The 19,987-nt window shown below is 73.5% G+C and carries 18 protein-coding genes; 1 reads left to right on the forward strand and 17 read right to left on the reverse strand.

The features are described 5' to 3' along the window. Nucleotides 1-25: 25 nt before the first annotated feature. The 4 genes from ACY8FT_RS05015 to ffh form a co-directional block, all read right to left on the reverse strand. Nucleotides 26-1,402 (reverse strand): NAD-dependent succinate-semialdehyde dehydrogenase, encoded by a 1,377-nt coding sequence (locus ACY8FT_RS05015; protein ID WP_462417822.1) that lies wholly within the window; start codon nt 1,400-1,402, stop codon nt 26-28. After that, nucleotides 1,399-2,574, reverse strand: coding sequence for an ectoine hydrolase (doeA, locus tag ACY8FT_RS05020; RefSeq protein WP_462417823.1), 1,176 nt, complete (start codon nt 2,572-2,574; stop codon nt 1,399-1,401). The genes ACY8FT_RS05015 and doeA overlap by 4 nt, the downstream gene beginning before the upstream one ends. After that, nucleotides 2,574-3,833: a diaminobutyrate--2-oxoglutarate transaminase gene (locus ACY8FT_RS05025; RefSeq protein WP_462417824.1), complete on the reverse strand. Its 1,260-nt coding sequence runs from the start codon at nt 3,831-3,833 to the stop codon at nt 2,574-2,576. The genes doeA and ACY8FT_RS05025 overlap by 1 nt, the downstream gene beginning before the upstream one ends. Nucleotides 3,834-4,089: 256 nt before the next feature. Further along, nucleotides 4,090-5,904, reverse strand: coding sequence for a signal recognition particle protein (gene ffh, locus ACY8FT_RS05030; protein ID WP_462417825.1), 1,815 nt, complete (start codon nt 5,902-5,904; stop codon nt 4,090-4,092). Nucleotides 5,905-5,918: 14 nt separating this feature from the next. Between ffh and ACY8FT_RS05035 the strand changes: the two genes are divergently transcribed. Then, nucleotides 5,919-6,722, forward strand: a complete 804-nt coding sequence (locus ACY8FT_RS05035; RefSeq protein WP_462417826.1) for a purine-nucleoside phosphorylase — start codon at nt 5,919-5,921, stop codon at nt 6,720-6,722. Between the two features lie 198 nt (nt 6,723-6,920). Here ACY8FT_RS05035 and ftsY read toward each other — a convergent pair whose 3' ends face one another. The 13 genes from ftsY to ACY8FT_RS05100 form a co-directional block, all read right to left on the reverse strand. After that, the gene (ftsY, locus tag ACY8FT_RS05040) at nt 6,921-8,339 is read right to left on the reverse strand and encodes a signal recognition particle-docking protein FtsY (protein ID WP_462417827.1); all 1,419 of its coding nucleotides are present in this window, start codon (nt 8,337-8,339) and stop codon (nt 6,921-6,923) included. Between the two features lie 22 nt (nt 8,340-8,361). After that, nucleotides 8,362-11,976 carry a chromosome segregation protein SMC gene (smc, locus tag ACY8FT_RS05045; protein WP_462417828.1) on the reverse strand — a complete coding sequence of 1,205 codons (3,615 nt, stop codon included), beginning with the start codon at nt 11,974-11,976 and terminating at the stop codon, nt 8,362-8,364. Between the two features lie 132 nt (nt 11,977-12,108). Then, nucleotides 12,109-12,309: a GntT/GntP/DsdX family permease gene (locus ACY8FT_RS05050; protein WP_462417829.1), complete on the reverse strand. Its 201-nt coding sequence runs from the start codon at nt 12,307-12,309 to the stop codon at nt 12,109-12,111. Beyond that, entirely contained in the window at nt 12,258-12,725 is a 468-nt protein-coding gene (locus ACY8FT_RS05055) for a GntT/GntP/DsdX family permease (protein ID WP_462417830.1), read from the reverse strand. The genes ACY8FT_RS05050 and ACY8FT_RS05055 overlap by 52 nt, the downstream gene beginning before the upstream one ends. 15 nt (nt 12,726-12,740) lie before the next feature. After that, complete coding sequence (locus tag ACY8FT_RS05060; protein ID WP_462417831.1) at nt 12,741-13,070, reverse strand: acylphosphatase; 330 nt, start codon at nt 13,068-13,070, stop codon at nt 12,741-12,743. Further along, on the reverse strand, nt 13,067-13,327 hold the full coding sequence (locus tag ACY8FT_RS05065; protein ID WP_462417832.1) for a hypothetical protein: 261 nt from the start codon (nt 13,325-13,327) through the stop codon (nt 13,067-13,069). The genes ACY8FT_RS05060 and ACY8FT_RS05065 overlap by 4 nt, the downstream gene beginning before the upstream one ends. A 365-nt stretch (nt 13,328-13,692) precedes the next feature. Further along, nucleotides 13,693-14,406 (reverse strand): hypothetical protein, encoded by a 714-nt coding sequence (locus ACY8FT_RS05070; RefSeq protein ID WP_462417833.1) that lies wholly within the window; start codon nt 14,404-14,406, stop codon nt 13,693-13,695. Then, nucleotides 14,403-15,296, reverse strand: coding sequence for a bifunctional DNA-formamidopyrimidine glycosylase/DNA-(apurinic or apyrimidinic site) lyase (gene mutM, locus ACY8FT_RS05075; protein ID WP_462417834.1), 894 nt, complete (start codon nt 15,294-15,296; stop codon nt 14,403-14,405). Before mutM ends, ACY8FT_RS05070 begins: the two co-directional genes overlap by 4 nt. Nucleotide 15,297: 1 nt before the next feature. Further along, nucleotides 15,298-16,056, reverse strand: coding sequence for a ribonuclease III (gene rnc, locus ACY8FT_RS05080; RefSeq protein WP_462417835.1), 759 nt, complete (start codon nt 16,054-16,056; stop codon nt 15,298-15,300). Next, nucleotides 16,053-16,616: a YceD family protein gene (locus ACY8FT_RS05085; RefSeq protein ID WP_462417836.1), complete on the reverse strand. Its 564-nt coding sequence runs from the start codon at nt 16,614-16,616 to the stop codon at nt 16,053-16,055. The genes rnc and ACY8FT_RS05085 overlap by 4 nt, the downstream gene beginning before the upstream one ends. Nucleotides 16,617-16,677: 61 nt before the next feature. Continuing rightward, nucleotides 16,678-17,157 (reverse strand): pantetheine-phosphate adenylyltransferase, encoded by a 480-nt coding sequence (gene coaD / locus ACY8FT_RS05090; protein ID WP_462417837.1) that lies wholly within the window; start codon nt 17,155-17,157, stop codon nt 16,678-16,680. Continuing rightward, nucleotides 17,154-17,771, reverse strand: coding sequence for a 16S rRNA (guanine(966)-N(2))-methyltransferase RsmD (gene rsmD / locus ACY8FT_RS05095; RefSeq protein ID WP_462417838.1), 618 nt, complete (start codon nt 17,769-17,771; stop codon nt 17,154-17,156). The genes coaD and rsmD overlap by 4 nt, the downstream gene beginning before the upstream one ends. Continuing rightward, on the reverse strand, nt 17,771-19,981 hold the full coding sequence (locus ACY8FT_RS05100) for an ATP-dependent DNA helicase RecG (RefSeq protein ID WP_462417839.1): 2,211 nt from the start codon (nt 19,979-19,981) through the stop codon (nt 17,771-17,773). Before ACY8FT_RS05100 ends, rsmD begins: the two co-directional genes overlap by 1 nt. Between the last annotated feature and the right edge of the window lie 6 nt (nt 19,982-19,987).

Here is a 19,987-nt window from a genome sequence, read left to right on the forward strand (position 1 = left end):
CGTAACCGTGGGACTGTGGCACCGGTCACTCGGTCGCCGGGCCGACCCACACCTGCTGGGCGTTGACGAACTCGCGGATCCCGTGGGGGCCGAGCTCCCGCCCGTAGCCGGAGCGCTTGGTACCACCCGAGGGCAGCCGCGGGTCGGTCTTGACGATGCCGTTGACGCTGACCTGGCCGGCCTCGATCCGCCGGGCCATCTGCACACCCCGCCCGGCCTCGGTCCAGATCGCCGCGCCGAGGCCGAAGGGGGTGTCGTTCGCCAGGCGGAGCGCGGCCTCCGCGTCGTCGACCGCGAGCACGGTGGCCACCGGGCCGAAGGTCTCCTCGGTGCACGCGGTCATGCCCGGCGTGACCTCGGTGAGCAGGGTGACCGGGTAGAACCAGCCATCGCCCTCCGGCATCTCACCACCGAGCACGCACGTGGCCCCGGCCTCCACGGTCTGGACCACCTGACGGTGCAGGTTCTCCCGGAGGTCCTCCCGGGCGATCGGTCCCACCTGGGTGGACTCCTGCGCCGGGTCGCCGACGGTGAGCCCTGCGAGGTGCCCGGTGAGCAGCTCGACGAACTCGTCGTGCACCGACCGCTCCACGATGATCCGCTTGGCCGCGATGCAGGACTGGCCGGCGTTGATGATGCGCGAGGTGGCCGCGACCTGGGCGGCCTCCTCCAGGTCGGCGTCCGCGAGCACGACGAAGGGGTCGGAGCCGCCGAGCTCCAGCACGGCGGGCTTGATCTCGCTGGCCGCGATCGAGGCGACCGCCGCGCCACCGCGATCGGAGCCGGTGAAGGAGACGGCCCGGACCCGGGGGTCGCGGATGGCCTGCTCGGTGAGCTCCGTGGTGGTATGCAGCGCCTGGAAGACACCCGACGGCGCACCGGCCGCGGTGAAGGCCTCCTCGACGGCCGCGGCGCACCCGGGCACGTGGGAGTCGTGCTTCATGACGCAGGTGTTGCCCGCCATGAGGGCCGGGGCCGCGAAGCGCAGCGCCAGCCAGAACGGGGCGTTCCACGGCAGGATGCCCAGTACCGGGCCCAGCGGCAGGTACTGCACCCAGGACTCCGTCGCGTCCGAGGCCAGGTGCTCGTCGGCCAGGTACTCCGCGGCGTGGTCGGCGTAGTGCTCGGCCGCCCAAGCCGCCTTGCCGACCTCACCGCGGGCCTCGGTGATCGGCTTGCCCATCTCCTGCGTCATGAGCGGGGCGAGCTCCTCGGTGTGCTCCCGAAGGTGCGCGGCGACCGCCCGCAACACCTCGGCGCGCTCGGCGAAGGAGCGGTCCCCCCAGGCCGCGAAGGCCTCCTGCGCCCGGTCGACGGTGGCGGTCACCTCCTCGGCTCCGGCGGCGGGCACCTCCCGGATGACGCGACCGGTCGTGGGGTCGACGACGTGCAGCGTGCTCATGCGGCCTCCCTGGTCGGGTGGACGGTGAAGTCCTCGGGCAGGGTGAACAGGGACTCGCAGCCGTCCTGCGTGACGGTCAGCGTGTCGGAGATGCCGACGGTGCGGGTGCCGCCCACGCCCCACAGCCAGGGCAGGACGTGGAAGGTCATGCCCACCTCCAGCGGCCGCTCCTCGCGCTCCATCACCGAGAGGAAGTAGCCCTCGTCCCAGCTGGGCGGGAAGGCGATGCCGATCGAGTAGCCGGCGCGGGTGACGAGCTCGGCGCCGACGTCGTTGGCCAGGGCGGCCTCCCGGACCAGGGTGTCGATCCGCCCCACCGGGACACCTGGACGGATCAGCTCGCGCACCCGGCGCAGGGTGTCCTTCATCGTCTCCTGGGCGCGGTACAGGTCGTCAGGGAGGTCACCGGTGACGGCGGTGCGCATCATCGCGGCGTGGTAGCGGCGGTAGCAGCCGCCCACCTCCAGGAAGACGTGCTCGCCGGGCTGGATGGTGCGCCCCTCCCAGGTGGAGTGACCGATCATCGAGCGTGGGCCGGAGGCGACGAAGGGCATGACGGCCGGGAACTCCCCACCCGCTGCGAACATCGCGTGGCTGATCTCCGCAGCCACGTCGTTCTCGGTCGCGCCCGGGGCGCAGGCCGCGAGCCCGGCAGCCATCCCGGCCTGACCGGCCCTCGCGGCCCGGCGCATCACCTCGACCTCCGCCGGCGACTTCAGGGCGCGACCCTCCTCGACCATGCCGTAGCAGTCCACCAGGTGGTGGTCGAAGGCGTCGTGCAGACGGTCCTGCTGGTAGGCCGGGAAGTAGTAGCTGTTGCGCTCGAAACCGACCCGCGAGTGGTCGGGGCCGAGCTCGTGGAGCAGGTCCACCAGCGTGCGGATCGCGTCCCCGGTGTCCGGGTAGGGGCGGGTCTCCTCCACCCAGGTGCGGTGGACGACGTTGGACTCCTCGAGCTGACGGGTGATCATCACCGGCTCGGAGTCCAGTGGCACGACGAGCGCCTGGAAGAAGGAGTACCCGGTGGTCTGGTAGTCCGTCAGGTACATGAGGTTGTCCGGCGCGCTGATGACCGCCACGTCGAGCTGGCGCTCGACCATCCGCTGCCGCAGCTCGGTCAGCCGGCGCTCGTACTCCTCGGGCGGGAACGTCATGTCCTCACGGCGTCGCATCAGGCACCTCCTGCAGCGGCGGCGACGGCCTGCTCGAACAGGTCGAGCCCCTCGGCCAGGTCATCCTCCTCGATGGTCAGCGGAGGGATGAGCTTGACCACCCGGCCGCCGGTACCGCACGGGCCCACCAGGAGCCCACGCTCGAAGGCCTGCGCCTGGACCTCCTTGGCGAAGGCCCCGTCGCCGGTGTCGAGCGCCTGGATCATGCCGCGACCGCGGACCTCCCAGGAGCGGTCGGCGTGGGCCGCGGCGATCGACTCCAGCCGCTCGCGCATGCGCTGCCCCTTGGTCCGGACCCCCTCGAGGAAGCCGTCCTCGGTGAAGTACCCCAGCGCCACGGCACCGGCGGCGAAGGACAGCCCCTGGCCGCGGAAGGTGCCGGTGTGGGCACCGGGGTCCCAGTGGTCGTCGACCTCGGGCTTGTTGAGGTTCATCGCGATCGGCGTCCCGAAGCCGCCCAGGCCCTTGGCCAGGGTGATGACGTCCGGGTCCAGGCCCATGTCGTCGAAGGAGAAGAAGGATCCGGTGCGCCCGATGCCGGCCTGGATGTCGTCCACGATGAACAGCGCCCCGACCTCGTGGGCGAGCTCCTGGACGCGGCGCAGCCACTCGGCGCTGGCCACGTTCACCCCGCCCTCGGCCTGGATGGTCTCCACGAGGAAGGCCGCCGGCGGGGTGAGGCCGCTGGAGGCGTCCTCCAGCGCCGCCCGGTAGCCCTCCAGCGCCGTGTCGCCGCCGGGGGCGGTCTCGAAGGGCAGCCGCACCACGTCGGTCAGCGGCACACCGGCCCACTTGCGGAAGGCGTCGTTGGCCGTGGCCGCCAGGGAGCCGAGGGTCATGCCGTGGAACCCGTGGCTGAAGGCCACCACCTCGCGCCGACCGGTGGCGGTGCGGGCGAGCTTGAGGGCCGCCTCGACCGCGTTGGAGCCGGTCGGCCCCATGAACTGCATCCGGTGGTCCATGCCCCGGGGCGCGAGGACGACCTCGTGGAAGCGCTCGATGAACTCGCGCTTGGTGGTGGTGTAGGTGTCCAGGCCGTGCGCGATGCCGTCGGCCTGGATGAACTCGATGAGCCGTTCCTTCATCCGCGGGTTGTTGTGGCCGAAGTTGAGCACCCCGGCCCCCGCGAAGAAGTCGATGTAGCTGGTGCCGTCCTCGGCGACCTGGCGCGCGTTGGAGGCGGATGCGAAGACCGTCGGGTAGGCCCGGCAGTACCCGCGGATGGTGGACTCGTGGTTCTCGAAGACCGTCATGTCCATGACAGGTCCCTCGCAATCTCTCGACGGGCGGAATGCCATGCCGAGGTCCCGCGGGGCGTTGACTGGGTGCCAGCGCTGTGACCCCGGACACAGACTCTCCCTCCCCCCTCGGAGCCCCGTCAACCCCCTCGTGGAACCGGGCCCCACCCGGCGGCCCGTCTCGCGAACGGGGCGCGCCACGGATCACTCCGTGACGCGCCCCGTCAGGCGGTCGTCGCTGAACCGGCCACGCTCGCCGCGAGCCGTCAGGCACGTGTCAGCCCTTGTCGCCGCCGCCGTGGCCGCCTCCGAGGAACTTCTCGAAGCCCTTGGGCAGCTGCAGGTCGCCCAGCCCCTCGTCCTTCGAGGAGGCCCCCGGGTGACCGCCCTTGCCGGGGTGGCCGCCCTGGCCGCCGGAACCGGTCGTGCCGCCGAGGCCACCGTGACCCCCGCCGTGACCGCCCACCAGTGCGTCCAGACCGCCGAAGGCCGACTTCTTCTCCGGCTGCGCGGACTCCTCGGCGCCGCCGCCGAACATCTCCTCCAAGCGCCGCTGCTGCGCCTCCTCGGCCTTCTGCTTGGCGGCCGCCTCCTGCTGGGCGCGCTTGGCCGGGTTGCCGGACTTGGCCTTGGAACGCTGGTTCTTCCCCTTCTTGCCCTTGGAACCGCCACCACCGGGGGCACCCATGCCGGGCATCCCGGCCATGCCGGGCGGCATCCCCCCGGGCATCCCCGGCATGCCGCCGCCCTTCTTCATCTGCTTCATCGCCTTCTGGGCCTGGCCGAAGCGCTCCAGCAGCTGGTTCACCTCGGAGACCGTGACGCCCGAGCCCTTCGCGATGCGCGCGCGGCGGGAGCCGTTGATCTGCTTGGGGTGGGTGCGCTCGAAGGGCGTCATCGACTGGATGATCGCCTCGACGCGGTCGAACTCGCGCTCGTCGAAGGCCTCGATCTGGGCACGCATCTGGCCCGTGCCCGGCATCATGCCGAGCAGCTGCTTGATGTTGCCCATCTTCTTGACCATCGAGAACATCTCGAGGAAGTCGTGGAAGGTGAACTCCTCCTCCGACATGAACTTCCGCGACATGTCCGCGGCCTGCGAGCGGTCGAACGCGCGCTCGGCCTGCTCGATGAGGGTGAGGACGTCACCCATGTCGAGGATGCGGCTGGCCATGCGGTCGGGGTGGAAGACCTCGAAGTCCTTGGTCTGCTCACCGGTGGAGGCGAACATGACCGGCTTGCCGGTGACCGAGGCGACCGACAGGGCCGCACCTCCGCGGGCGTCGCCGTCGAGCTTGGAGAGCACCACGCCGGTGAAGTCGACGCCCTCGTCGAAGGCCATGGCGGTGTCGATGGCGGCCTGTCCGATCATCGCGTCGATGACGAACAGCACCTCCTCGGGGTTCACGGCGGCGCGGATGTCGGCGGCCTGCTGCATCAGGTCCTCGTCCACCGCCAGACGACCGGCGGTGTCGATGACGACCACGTCGTGCTGGCGGGACTGACCGTGGGCGACGCCTCGGCGGGCGACCTCGACCGGGTCGCCGAAGGAGCGCGTTCCCTCACCGGTCTCCAGCGCGGCGTCGTGGCCGTAGACGTTGCCCTGCTCCGGGGCGAACACCGGCACCCCGGCGCGCTCACCGACGATCTCCAGCTGGCTGACGGCGTTCGGGCGCTGCAGGTCGCAGGCCACCAGCAGCGGGGTGTGCCCCTGGTCCTTGAGCCACTTGCCGAGCTTCCCGGCCAGGGTGGTCTTACCGGAACCCTGCAGACCGGCGAGCATGATCACCGTCGGTGGGCGCTTGGCGAAGCGGATGGTGCGCGTCTCGCCGCCCAGGATGTCGACGAGCTCCTCGTTGACGATCTTGACGACCTGCTGCGCCGGGTTCAGGGCCTGGGAGACCTCCGCACCCGTGGCCCGCTCCCGGACCACCTTGGTGAACTGCTTGACCACCGGCAGGGCCACGTCGGCGTCGAGGAGGGCCAACCGGATGTCGCGGACGGTCGCGTTGACGTCGGACTCGGTCAGCTTGCCCTTGCGCTTCAGGTTGCCGAAGGTGTGGGTCAGGCGATCGGAGAGGCTGTTGAACACCCGGCAGATTCTACGTGCTGCCCGGCGCCGTCCTCGTGGTGCACGCCGACGCGGGTGTGGACGACCACCGGTTCTGGGGCACGATGTTCCGCATGGCCACTCCCCACATCAGCGCAGGACCCGACGACTTCGCCCCCGCCGTGCTCATGCCCGGCGACCCCCGTCGCGCCGAGAGGATCGCCAGCGGCCTCATGGACGACGCGCGCCTGGTGACCGACGTGCGCGGCATGCTCGGCTTCACCGGCACCGTGGAGGTGGACGGGGTCCGGCACCCGCTGTCGGTGATGGGCTCCGGCATGGGCCAGCCCTCGGCGACGATCTACGCGACCGAGCTGTTCCGTGGGTACGGGGTGCAGCGGATCATCCGCGTGGGCACCTGCGGCGGCATCGCCGAGGGGGTGGCCGTGGGTGACGTGATCATCGGCACCGGGGCGCACACCGACTCGGCGATGAACCAGCACCGCGTGCCGGGGATCAACTTCTCGGCGGTGGCCGACCTGCAGCTCGCGTGTGCCGCGTGGGGTGCGCGGGACCGGGTGGCCGAGGGCACGGTGCACGCCGGGCCGATCGTGAGCAAGGACCACTTCTACTGGGCCGTGCCGGGCATGGTCGACGGGCTGCGGGCCCACGGGACGCTCGGGGTCGAGATGGAGGCCGCGGCGCTGTACGGCGTGGCGCAGGAGTTCGGACGGCAGGCGCTGGCCGTGCTCACCGTGAGTGACCACCTCATCGACGGGTCGGCGGACATGAGCGCGCAGGAGCGCGAGACGCGGTTCCAGGGGGCGCTCACCCTGGCGCTGGCGGCCGCGACCAGCTGAGGCCCGGGGCGGGGAGGCGAGGCGGGGGGCCTCCGAGGGCCCCCTGACCACCCCGCCATCCGCAGATGTGTGCGGGCAGGCCCCGGTGCAGGTGGGCTTCTGCAGCTACGGCAGCTGGGGCCCGTACGCCGACACACCCGAGGGTGAGTGCCGCACCGGTGCGGAAGCGGTGCCGGAGCCGGTGCGGCGCGGGGCCCGTCAGTCGAGCAGGGCGTCCACGAAGTCGGTCGCCACGAACGGCGCGAGGTCGTCGGCGCCCTCGCCCAGGCCCACCAGCTTCACCGGCACGCCGAGGGCCCGCTGCACCGCGACCACGATGCCGCCGCGCGCCGTCCCGTCCATCTTGGTGAGCACGATGCCGGTGACGTCCACCGCCTGGGCGAAGACCTCGGCCTGCTTCATGCCGTTCTGACCGGTGGTCGCGTCCAGCACCAGCAGCACCTCGTCGATGCGGCTGCGCTTCTCCACCACCCGCTTCACCTTGGCCAGCTCGTCCATCAGCCCGGCCTTGTTGTGCAGGCGCCCGGCGGTGTCCAGCAGCACCACGTCCGCCTCGGACTCCACGCCCTCGGCCACCGCGTCGAAGGCCACGGAGGCGGGATCGGCCCCCTCCTTCTCGCTGCGCACCGTGCGGACGCCCACACGCTCACCCCAGGTCTGAAGCTGGTCGGCCGCTGCGGCACGGAAGGTGTCCGCCGCGCCCAGCACGACGTCCTTGTCCTCGGCCACCAGCACGCGCGCCAGCTTGCCCACGGTGGTGGTCTTGCCGGTGCCGTTCACGCCGACCACCAGCACCACCGACGGCCGCCCGTCCTGCCGGGTGGCCGCGATGCCGCGCTCCATCGTCGGGTCCACCAGCCGCACCAGCTCCTCGCGCAGCCAGCCACGCACCACGTCGGGGTCGGTGGTGTTCTCCACCCGCACCCGGGTACGCAGGTTGTCCACCAGCTCGGTGGTGGCCTCCACGCCGAGGTCGACGGCCAGCAGCGTGTCCTCGACCCCCTCCCAGGACTCCTCGTCCAGGTCGCCGGAGGACAGCAGCTTCAGCAGCGCCTTGCCGACGGCGTTGTTGGACCGCGAGAGCCGGGAACGCAGGCGGTGCAGACGCCCCTGCGCCTCGTCGGGCACCTCGACGGCAGGCTCGCGGGTGGCCTCCCCTGGCTCGACCGGCCGGGTCGTCGCGTCCGTGTCGCGCGCGACGTCGGCCCCGCGCTCCCGCGCGACGCCGGTGTCCTCCGTCACCGCGTCGTCCCCGGCCCCGACCAGCTCGGGCGGCAGGGTCGAGCGCTCCTTGAGGTGGGTGGGCCCCTCCCCGGTCGACTTCTCGGCGACCCCGGGGCCGCTCGTCGCCACGTCCGGACCGTCCGTCCGGCGGTTGGTGTCGATGATCGAGCCCTTGGCCCGCTCCCCGTAGGTGGAACGCTTGGCCGGGGTGTGCTCGATCGGCGGGCGCGTGGTGGTCCGCGGCTGCTCCTCGACCGGCTCCCGCTCGGTCGTGGTGGCGCCGCCCCCGCCGGCCTTGGCACGCAGCCAGGCCCAGGTACCGCCACCGAGGAGCCCGACGGTCAGCCCGCCGGCGATGAGCTGTTCGTAGAGTTCGTCGAGGAAGAAAGGCACGTCGGCAGTGTGCCACGCAGCCTCAGGCCCGGGGCAGGTCCACGTCCTTGAGTCGCTGGCTGACCACCTGGCTGATGCCGTCGCCCTTCATCGAGACGCCGTAGAGCGCGTCGGCGACCTCCATCGTCCGCTTCTGGTGGGTGATGACGATGAGCTGGCTGGAGTCCCGCAGCTCCTCGAAGAGCTGGATGAGGCGGCCCAGGTTGGTGTCGTCCAGCGCGGCCTCGACCTCGTCCATGATGTAGAAGGGCGAGGGCCGGGCCTTGAAGATGCTCACCAGCAGCGCCACGGCCGTCAGCGACCGCTCGCCGCCGGAGAGCAGCGACAGCCGCTTGACCTTCTTGCCCGGCGGTCGGGCCTGCACCTCGATGCCGGTGGTGAGCATGTCCTCGGGATCGGTGAGCTCGAGGCGCCCCTCACCGCCGGGGAAGAGCCGCGAGAAGACGCCCTCGAACTCCCGGGCGGTGTCCTCGTAGGCCTCGACGAAGGCCGTGCGCACCCGCTCGTCCACCTCGGCCACCAGGTCCAGCAGCGCCTGCTTGGAGGCCACCAGGTCGTCGAGCTGGCCGGCGAGGAACTGGTGGCGCTCCTCCAGCGCGGCGTACTCCTCCAGGGCCAGCGGGTTCACCTTGCCCAAGGCCTTGAGGTCGCGCTCGGCCCGGCGCAGGCGCTTGGCCTGCTCGTCGCGGACGAACGGCACGGTGGCCGGCTCGTCGTTCTCGTCGACGGACGGCTCCCCCTCGTCATCCAGCACCGGCACCGGCTGCTCCGGCCCGTACTCGGCCACCAGCACGTCCGCCTCCAGCCCGAGCTCGTCCGTGGCGCGCTGCTGCAGGGCCTCGACGCGCAGCCGCATCTCGGCCCGTGCGACCTCGTCGCGGTGCACCGCGTCGGTCAGCTCGCGCACGTGCTCGGTCAGCTCGGCGATGCGGGTGCGCCGGGCCGCCAGCTCGCTGCGGGCCTCCGTGCGGCGGGCCTCCACGCCCTGTCGCCCGGCCTCCGCCTTCTCCTGGGCGGCCTCCAGCTGCTCCACCAGGGCCGTCGCGCGCTCGGCGATCCCTCGGGCGTGCTCGGCGGCCCGGCGGCGTCGGGCCGCCCGGCGCGCGGCGTCCTGCCGGGCCAGCACCTCGTTGCGGGCCTGGGCGGCCAGGGCGTCCCCTCGCCCCGAGACCGCCTTGAGCCGCTCCGCCGCCGTGCGTGCCGCCAGCCGTGCCTCGGTCTCCGCCGCACGCGCCCGGGCCGCCTCGGTGGCCAGGCGGTCGCGCTCGGTGGTGTCGGTGGCGTCCTGCGGTGCCTCGGCGGCCTCCGTCCGGGCCGCCTCCAGCCGGGCCTCCAGCTCGGCCAGGTCCTGCTGGTCCGCCTCGGCCTCCGCCGTGCGCGCCTGCAGCCGCTGGGTGGCGGTCTCCACGGTCTTGTGCGCCGCCCGCTCGGTCTGCGCGGCCTCGGCGAGGTCGTCGGCGACCGCCGCCATGCGGGCGTCGGACTCGTGCAGTGCGGCCAGCGCCTCCTCCGCCGCGGGACGGGCCGCGTCCAGGCGCTCGCTCGCGGCATCACGAGCCGCCTCGACCCGGACGACGGCCCCACGGGCCTCCTCGAGTTCGGCCCGGGCGCGCTCGTGGTCGGCGGCGAGCTCGACGGTGGACGGCCCGGTGGCCGACCCACCGGTGACCCGGTGGCGGGTCCACAGCTCACCGGTCGTCGTGGCCACCGCCACGGCCGCGGAGTCGGCCTCCAGCACCTGTCGGGCCGTCTCCGCATCGGCGGCGAGGGCGACACCCGCGAGCGCCTCGGCGACCGGCTCGACCAGCGAGGTGGAGACCCCCACCACGGTCGTGGCCCACACCGCCTCCCCCGGCAGGGAGGCGTTCGGAGCGCGATCGGCCAGCGACACGAGCTCGTCGGCGGGGGCGCCCCCGGAGAGCAGCAGCGTCGCCTGACCTGCCTCCTGCTCGTCCAGGTGCGTGAGTGCTGCCCGTGCCTCGGCGCGCCCGGCGACGACCAGCGCCCCGGCCACCGGCCCGAGCGCCACCGCGAGCGCGGCCTCGTGGCCCTCGGTGACCTGCAGCTGGTCGGTGAGCTCCCCAAGCACCCCGGCCGGCGCGTCCTCGTCCAGCAGCGTGGCCGAACCGTCCCGCCGCTGCAGGGCCACCGCGAGCCCCTCCACGCGGGCGGTCAGGCGCTGGACGGCCTGCTGGGCGGTGTTCAGGCCGTTGCGGGCGTCCTCCAGCTCGGCCCGGGCCGCCTCGACCTTCTCCTGGGCGGCCTCGTAAGCGGCGTCGAGCCCGGCCTCCCCCGACTCGGCGTCCTCCATGCCGCCCTCGAGCTCCTCGCGCCGGGCCAAGGCCTCCTCGGCGGCGCGTCGTCCGGCCTCGATGTCGGACCGCAGGCGCTCGATCTCGGCCTCTGCCGAGGCCACCCGGGAACGCCGGACCTCCACCTGGCCGCCGAGCGTGGCCAGCCCCTCGCGGCGGTCCGCGGCGGCCCGGGCGAGGCGCTCCAGCCGCTGCGCCTCGGCGGTGTGGGCCGCCTCCGCCTCCTCCTTGGCCGCGATGGCGCGCTCCAGCTCGGCCTCGGCGGCCTCGATGCGCTCGGCCTCGTCGGCCTCCTGCTGCCGCAGCTCGGCCGCCTGGGCCTCCAGCTGCTCCGGGTCGCGGCCGGAGCGCGAGCGCTGCTCGGACTCCGCGGCGTCCCGGTCGGCGAGCTGGGCGCGCTCGGTGGCCAGCCGGCCGGCGGCGCGCGTGCGCTCGACGAGGGTCCCGGCCTCGAACCACGCGTTGCGGAAGGCGTCGTGGCGCTGGTCGGCCTCGGCCACGGCGCGCTCGAGCTCGTCGACACCCCCGGAGGCCGCCGCCAGGGCCCGTTCGGCCTCCTCCCGGCGGGCCAGGGCGGCCTTCTCGTCGGCGAGGTCGGTCTCCAGCGCCGACTGCTGCTGCACCAGGTCGTCGGCCAGCAAACGGGCCCGGGCGTCGCGCACCGTCACGTGGATGACCGCCGCCCGCCGAGCCGTCGCCGCCTGCCGCCCCAGCGGGCCGAGCTGGCGCCGGATCTCGGCGGTCAGGTCCCGCACGCGGGCGAGGTCGCTCTCCATGGCGTCCAGCTTGCGCAGCGCCTTCTCCTTGCGCCGGCGGTGCTTCAGGACGCCCGCGGCCTCCTCGATGAAGCCGCGGCGTTCCTCGGGGGTCGCGCGCAGGACCGCGTCGAGCTGCCCCTGCCCGACGATCACGTGCATCTCCCGCCCGATGCCGGAGTCGCTGAGCAGCTCCTGGACGTCCAGCAGCCGGCAGGGCGAGCCGTTGATCGCGTACTCCGAGCCGCCGGTGCGGAACATCGTCCGGCTGATGGTCACCTCGGTGTAGTCGATCGGCAGCGCACCGTCGCTGTTGTCGATCGTCATGGCGACCTCGGCGCGACCGAGCGGGGCGCGCCCGGAGGTGCCGGCGAAGATGACGTCCTCCATCTTGCCGCCCCGCAGCGACTTGGCCCCCTGCTCCCCCATCACCCAGGCGAGGGCGTCGACCACGTTGGACTTGCCGGAGCCGTTCGGTCCGACGATGCAGGTGATGCCCGGCTCGAGCTCCATCCGCGTGGACGAGGCGAACGACTTGAACCCCTTGAGGGTCAACGACGTCACGTACACGGGCGGGGCTTCCTCACTGGTGGCGGGCGGGGTGGCGCGGCGGGGCCGGCGACCGCGTCATCCTACGGAACCGTGCGGTACCCGACCGAGCGCGCCGCGTCCTCCCGGTCCGTGGACCGACGGGCGCCCGCCTCAGGCGAGGACCCCGCCGACGCACCAGAGCACGAGCGCCGTGCAGAAGGCGGCCAGTCCGAGGGTGGTCTCCATGACCGTCCAGGTGCGCAGCGTGGTCCGGATGTCCATCTCAAAGAAGCGGCCCACGAGCCAGAAGCCGGAGTCGTTCACGTGCGAGAGCACCGTGGCCCCGGCGGCGATGGCGATGACCAGCGCCACGAGCTGCGTCTCCGCCAGACCGGCGCCGGTGACGAGGATGATCGAGCAGATGGGGGGGCCAGCGCGTCGTCCAGCAGCTTCTGCAGCCCGTCGCGTCCACCGCCGACGCGGATGAGCAGGATGGCCGCCAGCAGGGTGATGAGCAGCGCGATGGGCGTGTCACCGAGCAGGGTCAGCACGGCCACGAGCCCGCTGTCCTCCTGCAGCGTCCCCGCCGACACCAGCGTGCCGGTGACGGTCTTGCCGGCGATGAGCACCATCGGCAGCAGGAGCAGACCCAGCACGGTGCCGAACGCCGGCATGTGGCGCTCGTCCGCACCGGCGGCGCACTCGGCCTCGGTGAGCCCGTCCCGGTCGTGCTCCTGTCCGAGCAGCAGCAGGACGCCGGAGCCGTGGGCAGGGGTGACGGGATCCATCCGGACAGTGTGGGATCAGCGCTCGATGAATCCAGTCACGTCGGGGCGCGGGTCGCCCTCCTGGCGCACCACGCCGTCGACCCTCCCGGGGCGCCCGGCCGTCGAGGGGTGCTCCCGCAGGAGCTGCTCCAGGGCGTCGATCGCCTCGGCACCGCCCTGGGCGAACACCTCCACCCGTCCGTCGGACATGTTGCGGGCGAAACCGACCAGGCCGAGCTCCAGGGCGCGGCTGCGGGTCCACCAGCGGAAGCCCACCCCCTGCACGTGACCCCTGACGAACATCGTCGACCGGCGGGTCGACGGGTCGCTCTCCGCTGCAGCGGGGTTCTCCTCGGGCACGTTCATCGCCCCTCCTCCTCGTCATCGGCGAAGGCCCCAGTCTGCCCCAGCGAGGCGGCGCGGCCCCGCTCGATCCGGGCCAGCAGGGCCCCGAGTCCCGAGCCGGCACGACCCCGGGTCCGCGCCGAGGTCCGCACGCGCAGCTCGCGCGAGGAGGCGATCGGCACCCCGTCCTGCCGCAGCACCTGGACGAGGGCGACGTCCTCCCCGCGGGCCCGGTGCGGGAACCCACCGGCCCCCAGGTAGGCATCGGCCCGCAGCACCAGGTTGGCCCCGTAGGCGTGCCAGTGCCCGTGCGGGTGCAGGCCCTGTCCACCTCCCGGGCGTAGGCGCGGTGGGCCCCCACCACCACGTGCACGCGGTCGACCGCTCCGGTGCCCATCGGGGCCTCCGGTGCGGTGGCCGTCCGGGCCGCGTCGAGCCCCGCGGACAGCGCAGCCGGGAGGAGCCCGGCCTCGTCCCGGGCGGGGATGCCGACGACGACGCGGGTCACGTGGTCACCCCCATCGGCACCACAGGGTCCGGGGCGGTCCTTCCCGTGGTGCGCACCGGGCACGGGCGCAGGAAGAGCATGCAGCCATGCTCACCGGAGGCGAGGTCCGCCGCATCCGCACGGACGGTGCCCGCCTCAGGGCAGGACGGACACCTTCTGCCAGATGCGGGCCGAGAGGTCGCTCGTGAGGGACTCGACGTCCGAGACCGTGTCCAGCACCACGTCGTCCCCGGAGGCCTCGGCGCACAGCGCGGCGGTCTTGCCCACCAGGCTGAGCAGCTCGATGCAGTACTCCAGGTAGCGGGCCATCTCGTCCCGGTCCATCGGGTCGCGCACCGAGGCCTCGGTGGGCACGTAGTCCGGGCGCAGGTGCTCGGGGTCCTTGGTCACCTGGTGCATGTCGATGACGTGGGCGGTGGACCTCAGCCGGTGCAGCAGCCCGAGCATCCGGGCCCGCTCCCGCCGGGCCGGCACCATCATGAGGAACCAGATGGCCACGGCGGAGAAGACCAGGTCGTTCACCCCGCTCTCCACCAGGGCGAGCAGGTCCTCCGGCTCACCGATGCCGTCGGCGCGCAGGTCGTTGGCCACCATGCCGAGCACCACCAGCGTCGCCAGACCCAGGGCCACGGCCAGCAGCACCGTGAGCGCCCGCATCCATCGCAGACGCAGCCGGCTGGAGTCCGAGGCGTCCTCCACCTCGTCGGACAGGGCGCGCAGGTGACGGGCGACGCGGACCAGGCTCCGGTCAGGGAAGCGGGCCTCGATGCGGCGGGTCAGGCGGTCGAGCGACCACTGGACGGCGTCGGCCTCCAGCCGATCGGGGACCCAGGGGCGGCTGTCGTTCACCGGGTGACTCCCCTCGGGGCGTGGCGGGGTCGGGTCTGGCAGGTCGGGCACCAGTGGGAGCTGCGGTTGTCGAACGGTGAGCGCACCACGGTCGTCCCGCACCGGGGGCACGGGTGCCCCTGCTGCCCGTAGACCGCGAGCCGACGACTGAAGTAGCCGCTCGCACCGTTGACGTTCACGTAGAGCGCGTCGAAGCTCGTGCCGCCCTGCTCCAGCGCCTCGGCCATGACGTCCTGCAGGTTCTCCAGCAGGCGGCGGGCGCGGGGGCCCGTCAGCTCGGTGCCGGAGCGCTCCCCGTGGACGCCGGTGCGCCACAAGGCCTCGTCGGCGTAGATGTTGCCCACCCCGCTGACGACCCCCTGGTCGAGGACGGCCCGCTTCACCGGCCCGCGGCGGGCACGCAGGCGGCCCGCCACCCACTCGGGGTCGAAGGCGCTCTCGAACGCGTCGGGCGCGATGTGCGGCATCGTCGCCGGGACCCCACCGGGGTGGTCACCACCGTGCGGGTCCTCGACGAGCGGCTCCACCACCCAGCCACCGAAGGTGCGCTGGTCGGCGAACCGCAGCGTCGGGCCCTCGTCGGTGAAGTCCAGCCGGGCGTGCTCGTGGCGCACCGGCGGGTCGGTGGGCGGGAGCACCAGCATCTGCCCACTCATGCCCAGGTGGGTCACGAGGGCCGCACCGTCGTCCAGCGTCAGCCAGAGGAACTTGCCCCGGCGCTGCGCGGAGGTCGGCGTGCGACCGGCCAGTCGCGCAGCCAGCGCCTGGGCCCCACCGGCGTGCCGGCGTGCCACGCGCTCACCGCGGACGTCGGCCACCGCGATGCGGCGACCCACCACGTGCTCGGCCAGTCCGGCGCGGACGACCTCGACCTCGGGGAGCTCGGGCACGTCAGCCCTGCGCCCCGGCGTCCCGGTCGGCGGTGGCCCCGGCGTCCGCGTCCTCGCTGTGTTCCGTCAGGTGCAGCCAGGCGGCCTCGGCCGCCATCATCTCGGCCGCCTTCTTGGTGGGGCCGGAACCGCTCCCGACGGGCACCCCGCCGAGCACGGCGGTGGCCTCGAACACCTTCGCGTGGTCGGGCCCGGAATCCGCGATGCGGTACTCCGGCAGCCCCACCCCGCGGGCGGAGCCGAGCTCCTGCAAGCTCGTCTTCCAGTCCAGCGCAGCGCCCATCGTCTGCGAGCGCTCCATCCGCTCGTCGAGCAGGTGGTGCACCAGCGTGGTCGCGGCGTCCGTCCCGGCAGCCAGGAAGACCGCCCCGATGACGGCCTCCACGCCGTCGGCGAGGATCGAGTTCTTGGCGCGGCCGCCGGAGTTCTCCTCCCCGCGCCCGAGGCGGAAGTAGGCCCCCAGGTCCAGCCGGCCGGCCTCCCCGCCGAGGGCGTGGGCACTCACGACGGCGCTGCGCAGCTTGGCGAGCTGGCCCTCCGGGAGCTCGGGGTTGGTGCGGTAGAGGTGGTCGGTCACGACCAGTCCCAGCACCGAGTCGCCGAGGAACTCCAGGCGCTCGTTGTGCGGGGCCCCGTCGTTCTCGTAGCTGAACGAGCGGTGCGTGACGGCGCGCAGCAGGAGCTCGGGGTCGACGGGGGCGCCGACGATCTCCTGCAGGCGCTCCGCCAGCTCGGACACCGGGCGGGCGGCGGAGCTCACTGGTCGTCGGAGCGGGTCAGGTCGGCCAGGGCGGCCCACCGGGGATCGATCTCCTCGTGGGCGTGGTCCGGGTCGTCCTCGAGGAGGGCGCCGCAGCGGTCGCACAGCCCGGGGCAGTCCGGCGAGCAGACCGGCTGGAAGGGGAAGGTCGGCACGATCGCGTCACGCACCGCCGGGTCCAGGTCGAGCAGGTCGCCGTCGAGCTCCCGCACGTCCTCCTGGGTCTCGGGGTCGACCTCCTCCCCCTCCTCGCCACGGCCCCCCGGCCAGACGTAGAGCACCTGGAAGTCGGTGTCGACCTCCTCGGTGAGCTCTGTCAGGCAGCGCACGCAGCTGCCGGTCGCGGTGGCGGTCACGGTCCCGGAGGCCAGGACGCCGTCCACCAGCGCCTCCAACCTCAGATCCAGCCCCAGCGGCGAGCCGGCCGCCACGGTCATCACGTCGGTGCCGATCCCCTCCGGGGCGGGCACCTCGAAGGTCCCGGACTCGGTGGTGCCCGCACGGCGTCCGAAGCTGCGCAGGTCAAGGGCCAGGGGGTGCCGCCGGTCGAGCTCGATCATGGTGCACATGGTCCCACAGGCCACCGACGGCGAAGGCTGCCCGGGGACGCGTCCTCTCCCGTCAGGTGCGGGGGAAGACCTGCTCCAGCGCCTCGCGGACCGGGCCCGGCACCAGACCGCTCACGTCACCCCCGCCGGCGGCGATCTGGCGCACGAGGGTGGAGGAGATGTGCCCCACCGACCCGCTGGCGGGCAGGAAGAGGGTCTCGATGCCGGACAGCTCGCGGTTCATCATCGCCATCGGCTGCTCGTAGGCGTAATCGGTCTCGCTGCGGATGCCCTTGACGACCACGTCGGCCCCCACCTCGCGGGCCACGTCCACCAGCAGCCCCGTGTGCGCGGAGGCCTCCACGCCGGGCAGGTTCTCCACGCTCCGGCGGATGACCTCCACCCGCTGCTGCGCCGGCAGGGTGCCGGCCTTCTCCGGGTTGTGCACCACGGCCACCACCACGCGGTCGAAGAGCTCGGCCGCACGACGCACCACGTCGAGGTGGCCGTCGGTCAGGGGGTCGTAGGAGCCGGGAAGCAGTGCGGTGGTCACGGCGTCATGGTGTCATCCGGCTGCTCCGGCTCGGCGAACCAGAGGGTGGTCTCGCCGTGGTCACGGCGGCGGAAGCGTTCCAGCCCGGACGGCCAGGTGGGCTCGGGGCTCCGGGAGGAGCGCTCGACCACGACGACCGCCGCCGGCGCCAGCCAGTCCCCGTCGACCAGTGCCGCCAGCACCTCGGCCAGCCGGTCCTCGGTCAGCGGGTAGGGAGGGTCCAGCAGGGCGAGAACGACCCGTCCCCCGTCGGGCAGGTCCTCCCCCGACCCGACGAGCGGCCCGCGGCCGGCACGGAGGAAGTCCAGGACCGCGCGACGGTGCACCTCCACGGCCCCGCCGAGGTCGAGGGCCCGCACGTTCTGCTGGGCCACCCGCGCCGCGGAGGCGGCCGAGTCGACGCAGTCCGCGCGGCGGGCGCCCCGGCTCACGGCCTCCAGACCCAGCGCACCGGAGCCGGCGAAGAGGTCCAGCACCCAAGCCTCCCGGAGCACGCCCTCGTGCTCCAGCGCCGCGAACAGGGCCTCGCGCACCCGGTCGCTGGTCGGGCGCGTGTCCTCCCCGCGCGGCGCCTCGATGCGGCGCCCCCCGCGGGTGCCGGCGATGATCCGCATCAGCCGCGCTCCAGCCAGGCAGCGCTCTCATCCCGCGCCTCGACGGCCCGGGCGAGCGGCGCCCACCCCGTCAGCCCGGGGTCTCGGGCCACGTACTCCCGGGCGGCCTCGCGGGCGGCGTCGATGAGCTCGGTGTCCTGCAGCACGCGGACGAACTCCAGCCCGGACCGGCCGCTCTGGGCCGCACCCAGCACATCCCCCTCGCGGCGCAGCTCCAGGTCGGCCCGCGCGAGCTCGAAGCCGTCGGTGGTCGCGGCCACCCGCTCCAGGCGCTCCCGCGTCGTCCCCTCGGAGACGTGCGAGACGAGCAGGCACAGACCCGGGTGCCCACCGCGCCCGATGCGGCCGCGCAGCTGGTGCAGCTGGGCGATGCCGAAGCGGTCGGCGTCCACCACGACCATCATCGTCGCGTTGGGGACGTCGACCCCGACCTCCACCACGGTCGTGGCCACCAGCACGTCCACCGAGCCGGCCACGAAGTCGGCCATCACGGCGTCCTTCTCCTCGGCGGGCATGCGTCCGTGCACCATCGCCACCCGCACCCCGTGGGGTTCCAGGTGCTGTCGCGCGACCCCCAGCAGGTCCTCCACGCCCACCGCCGGCGGCCGTGGCTCCTCGGCCCTTTCGTCCTCGCCCTCGGCCTGTCGCTCGGCCGGGGCGGCGTCCGCTGCGTCCTGCTCATCCTCCGCACCGGCCCCCTCGGCCTCGGCGGCGTCGATCCGGGAGGCCACGACGAACGCCTGGTGCCCAGCGGCGACCTCCTCGGCGATCCGCTCCCAGGTGCGCTCCACCCACTGGCGGTTGCCCGCCGGGACGAGGTGCGTGGTCACCGGCTGGCGTCCGCCGGGCAGCTCGTCGAGGACCGAGACGTCCATGTCGCCGAACACGGTCATGGCCACCGTGCGCGGGATGGGGGTGGCGGTCATCACCAGCAGGTGCGGGGGCGGGTCGGCCTTCGCCCGCAGCGCGTCCCGCTGCTCGACCCCGAAGCGGTGCTGCTCGTCGACCACCACGAGCGCGAGGTCGGCGAAGGAGACCGAGTCCTGCAGCAGGGCGTGCGTGCCCACCAGCAGGTCCACCTCCCCGGCCACCGTGTCCAGCAGCACCTTCTTCCGCTGGGTCGCCGTCATCGAGCCGGTGAGCAGCCGCACCTCGACGCCGCCACCCAGCCGGCCGGCCGTCGCCAGGTCCCCGAGCATCCGCACGAGCCCCCGATGGTGCTGGGTGGCGAGGATCTCGGTGGGTGCCAGCAGCGCCGCCTGCCCCCCGGAGTCCACGGCCTGCAGCATCGCCCGCAGCGCGACCATCGTCTTGCCGGAGCCGACGTCGCCCTGCAGCAGCCGGTGCATCGGGTGGGTGCGCTCCAGCTCGGCGGCGATCTCCCGGCCGACCCGCTCCTGCGCCCCGGTCAGCGGAAAGGGCAGAGCGGCGTCGAAGCGGGCCGCCGCACCGTCCTCGCGGCGCGGCCTCGGCGTGGCCGGGTCGGCCTCGTGCCGGGCCCGCAGGCGTGCGAGCACCACCTGCAGCTCGAACGCCTCGGCGAAGCGCAGCCGCTGCCGCGCACGGGTGACGTCACCCCAGTCGCGGGGCCGGTGGAGCGTGCGCCAGGCCCCGAGGGCCGACATGTCCAGCAGCTCCTCCCCCACCCCCGGGGGCACGACGTCGGGCGCCTCGTCCAGGGCGTGCAGCGCGAGCGCCGCGGCCTGGTTGACCTGCAGGGAGGTCATGGCCTTGACCTCCCGGTAGAGCGGGACCAGCCCCTCCCCGGGCACCGCCCCCTCCCCGGCCTGCTCGCCGCCGCTCTCGAGCACGACGTAGTCCGGGTGGGTCATCTGCAGCGTCCGGCGGTACTCCCCGACCGTGCCGATGAACATCACGCGGGCACCGGGGACGAGTCGCTGCGAGTGCCCCCAGATGCTGAAGAACACGACCTCCAGCCGACCGCCACGGTCGTCCTCGGCGGTCACCACGAGGCGCTTGCGGCGCGGCTGGTTGCGCATCGGCATCTCCCGCGCGGTGCGGACGGTCCCGACCGCCACGGCGCTCTGCCCGACCGTCAGGTCGGCCATCGCCGCGGGTCGCTCGGGGTCCAGGTACCGGGTCGGCAGGAACTGCGCCAGGTCACCCACCGTGCGCAGCCCCCGGGCCTTCTCCAGCGCCTCGGCCTCCCGCTTGCCGACCACGGCGGGCAGGGACGATTCCCAGGTCACCACGGA

This window comes from Kytococcus sp. Marseille-QA3725 (genome assembly GCF_054950055.1).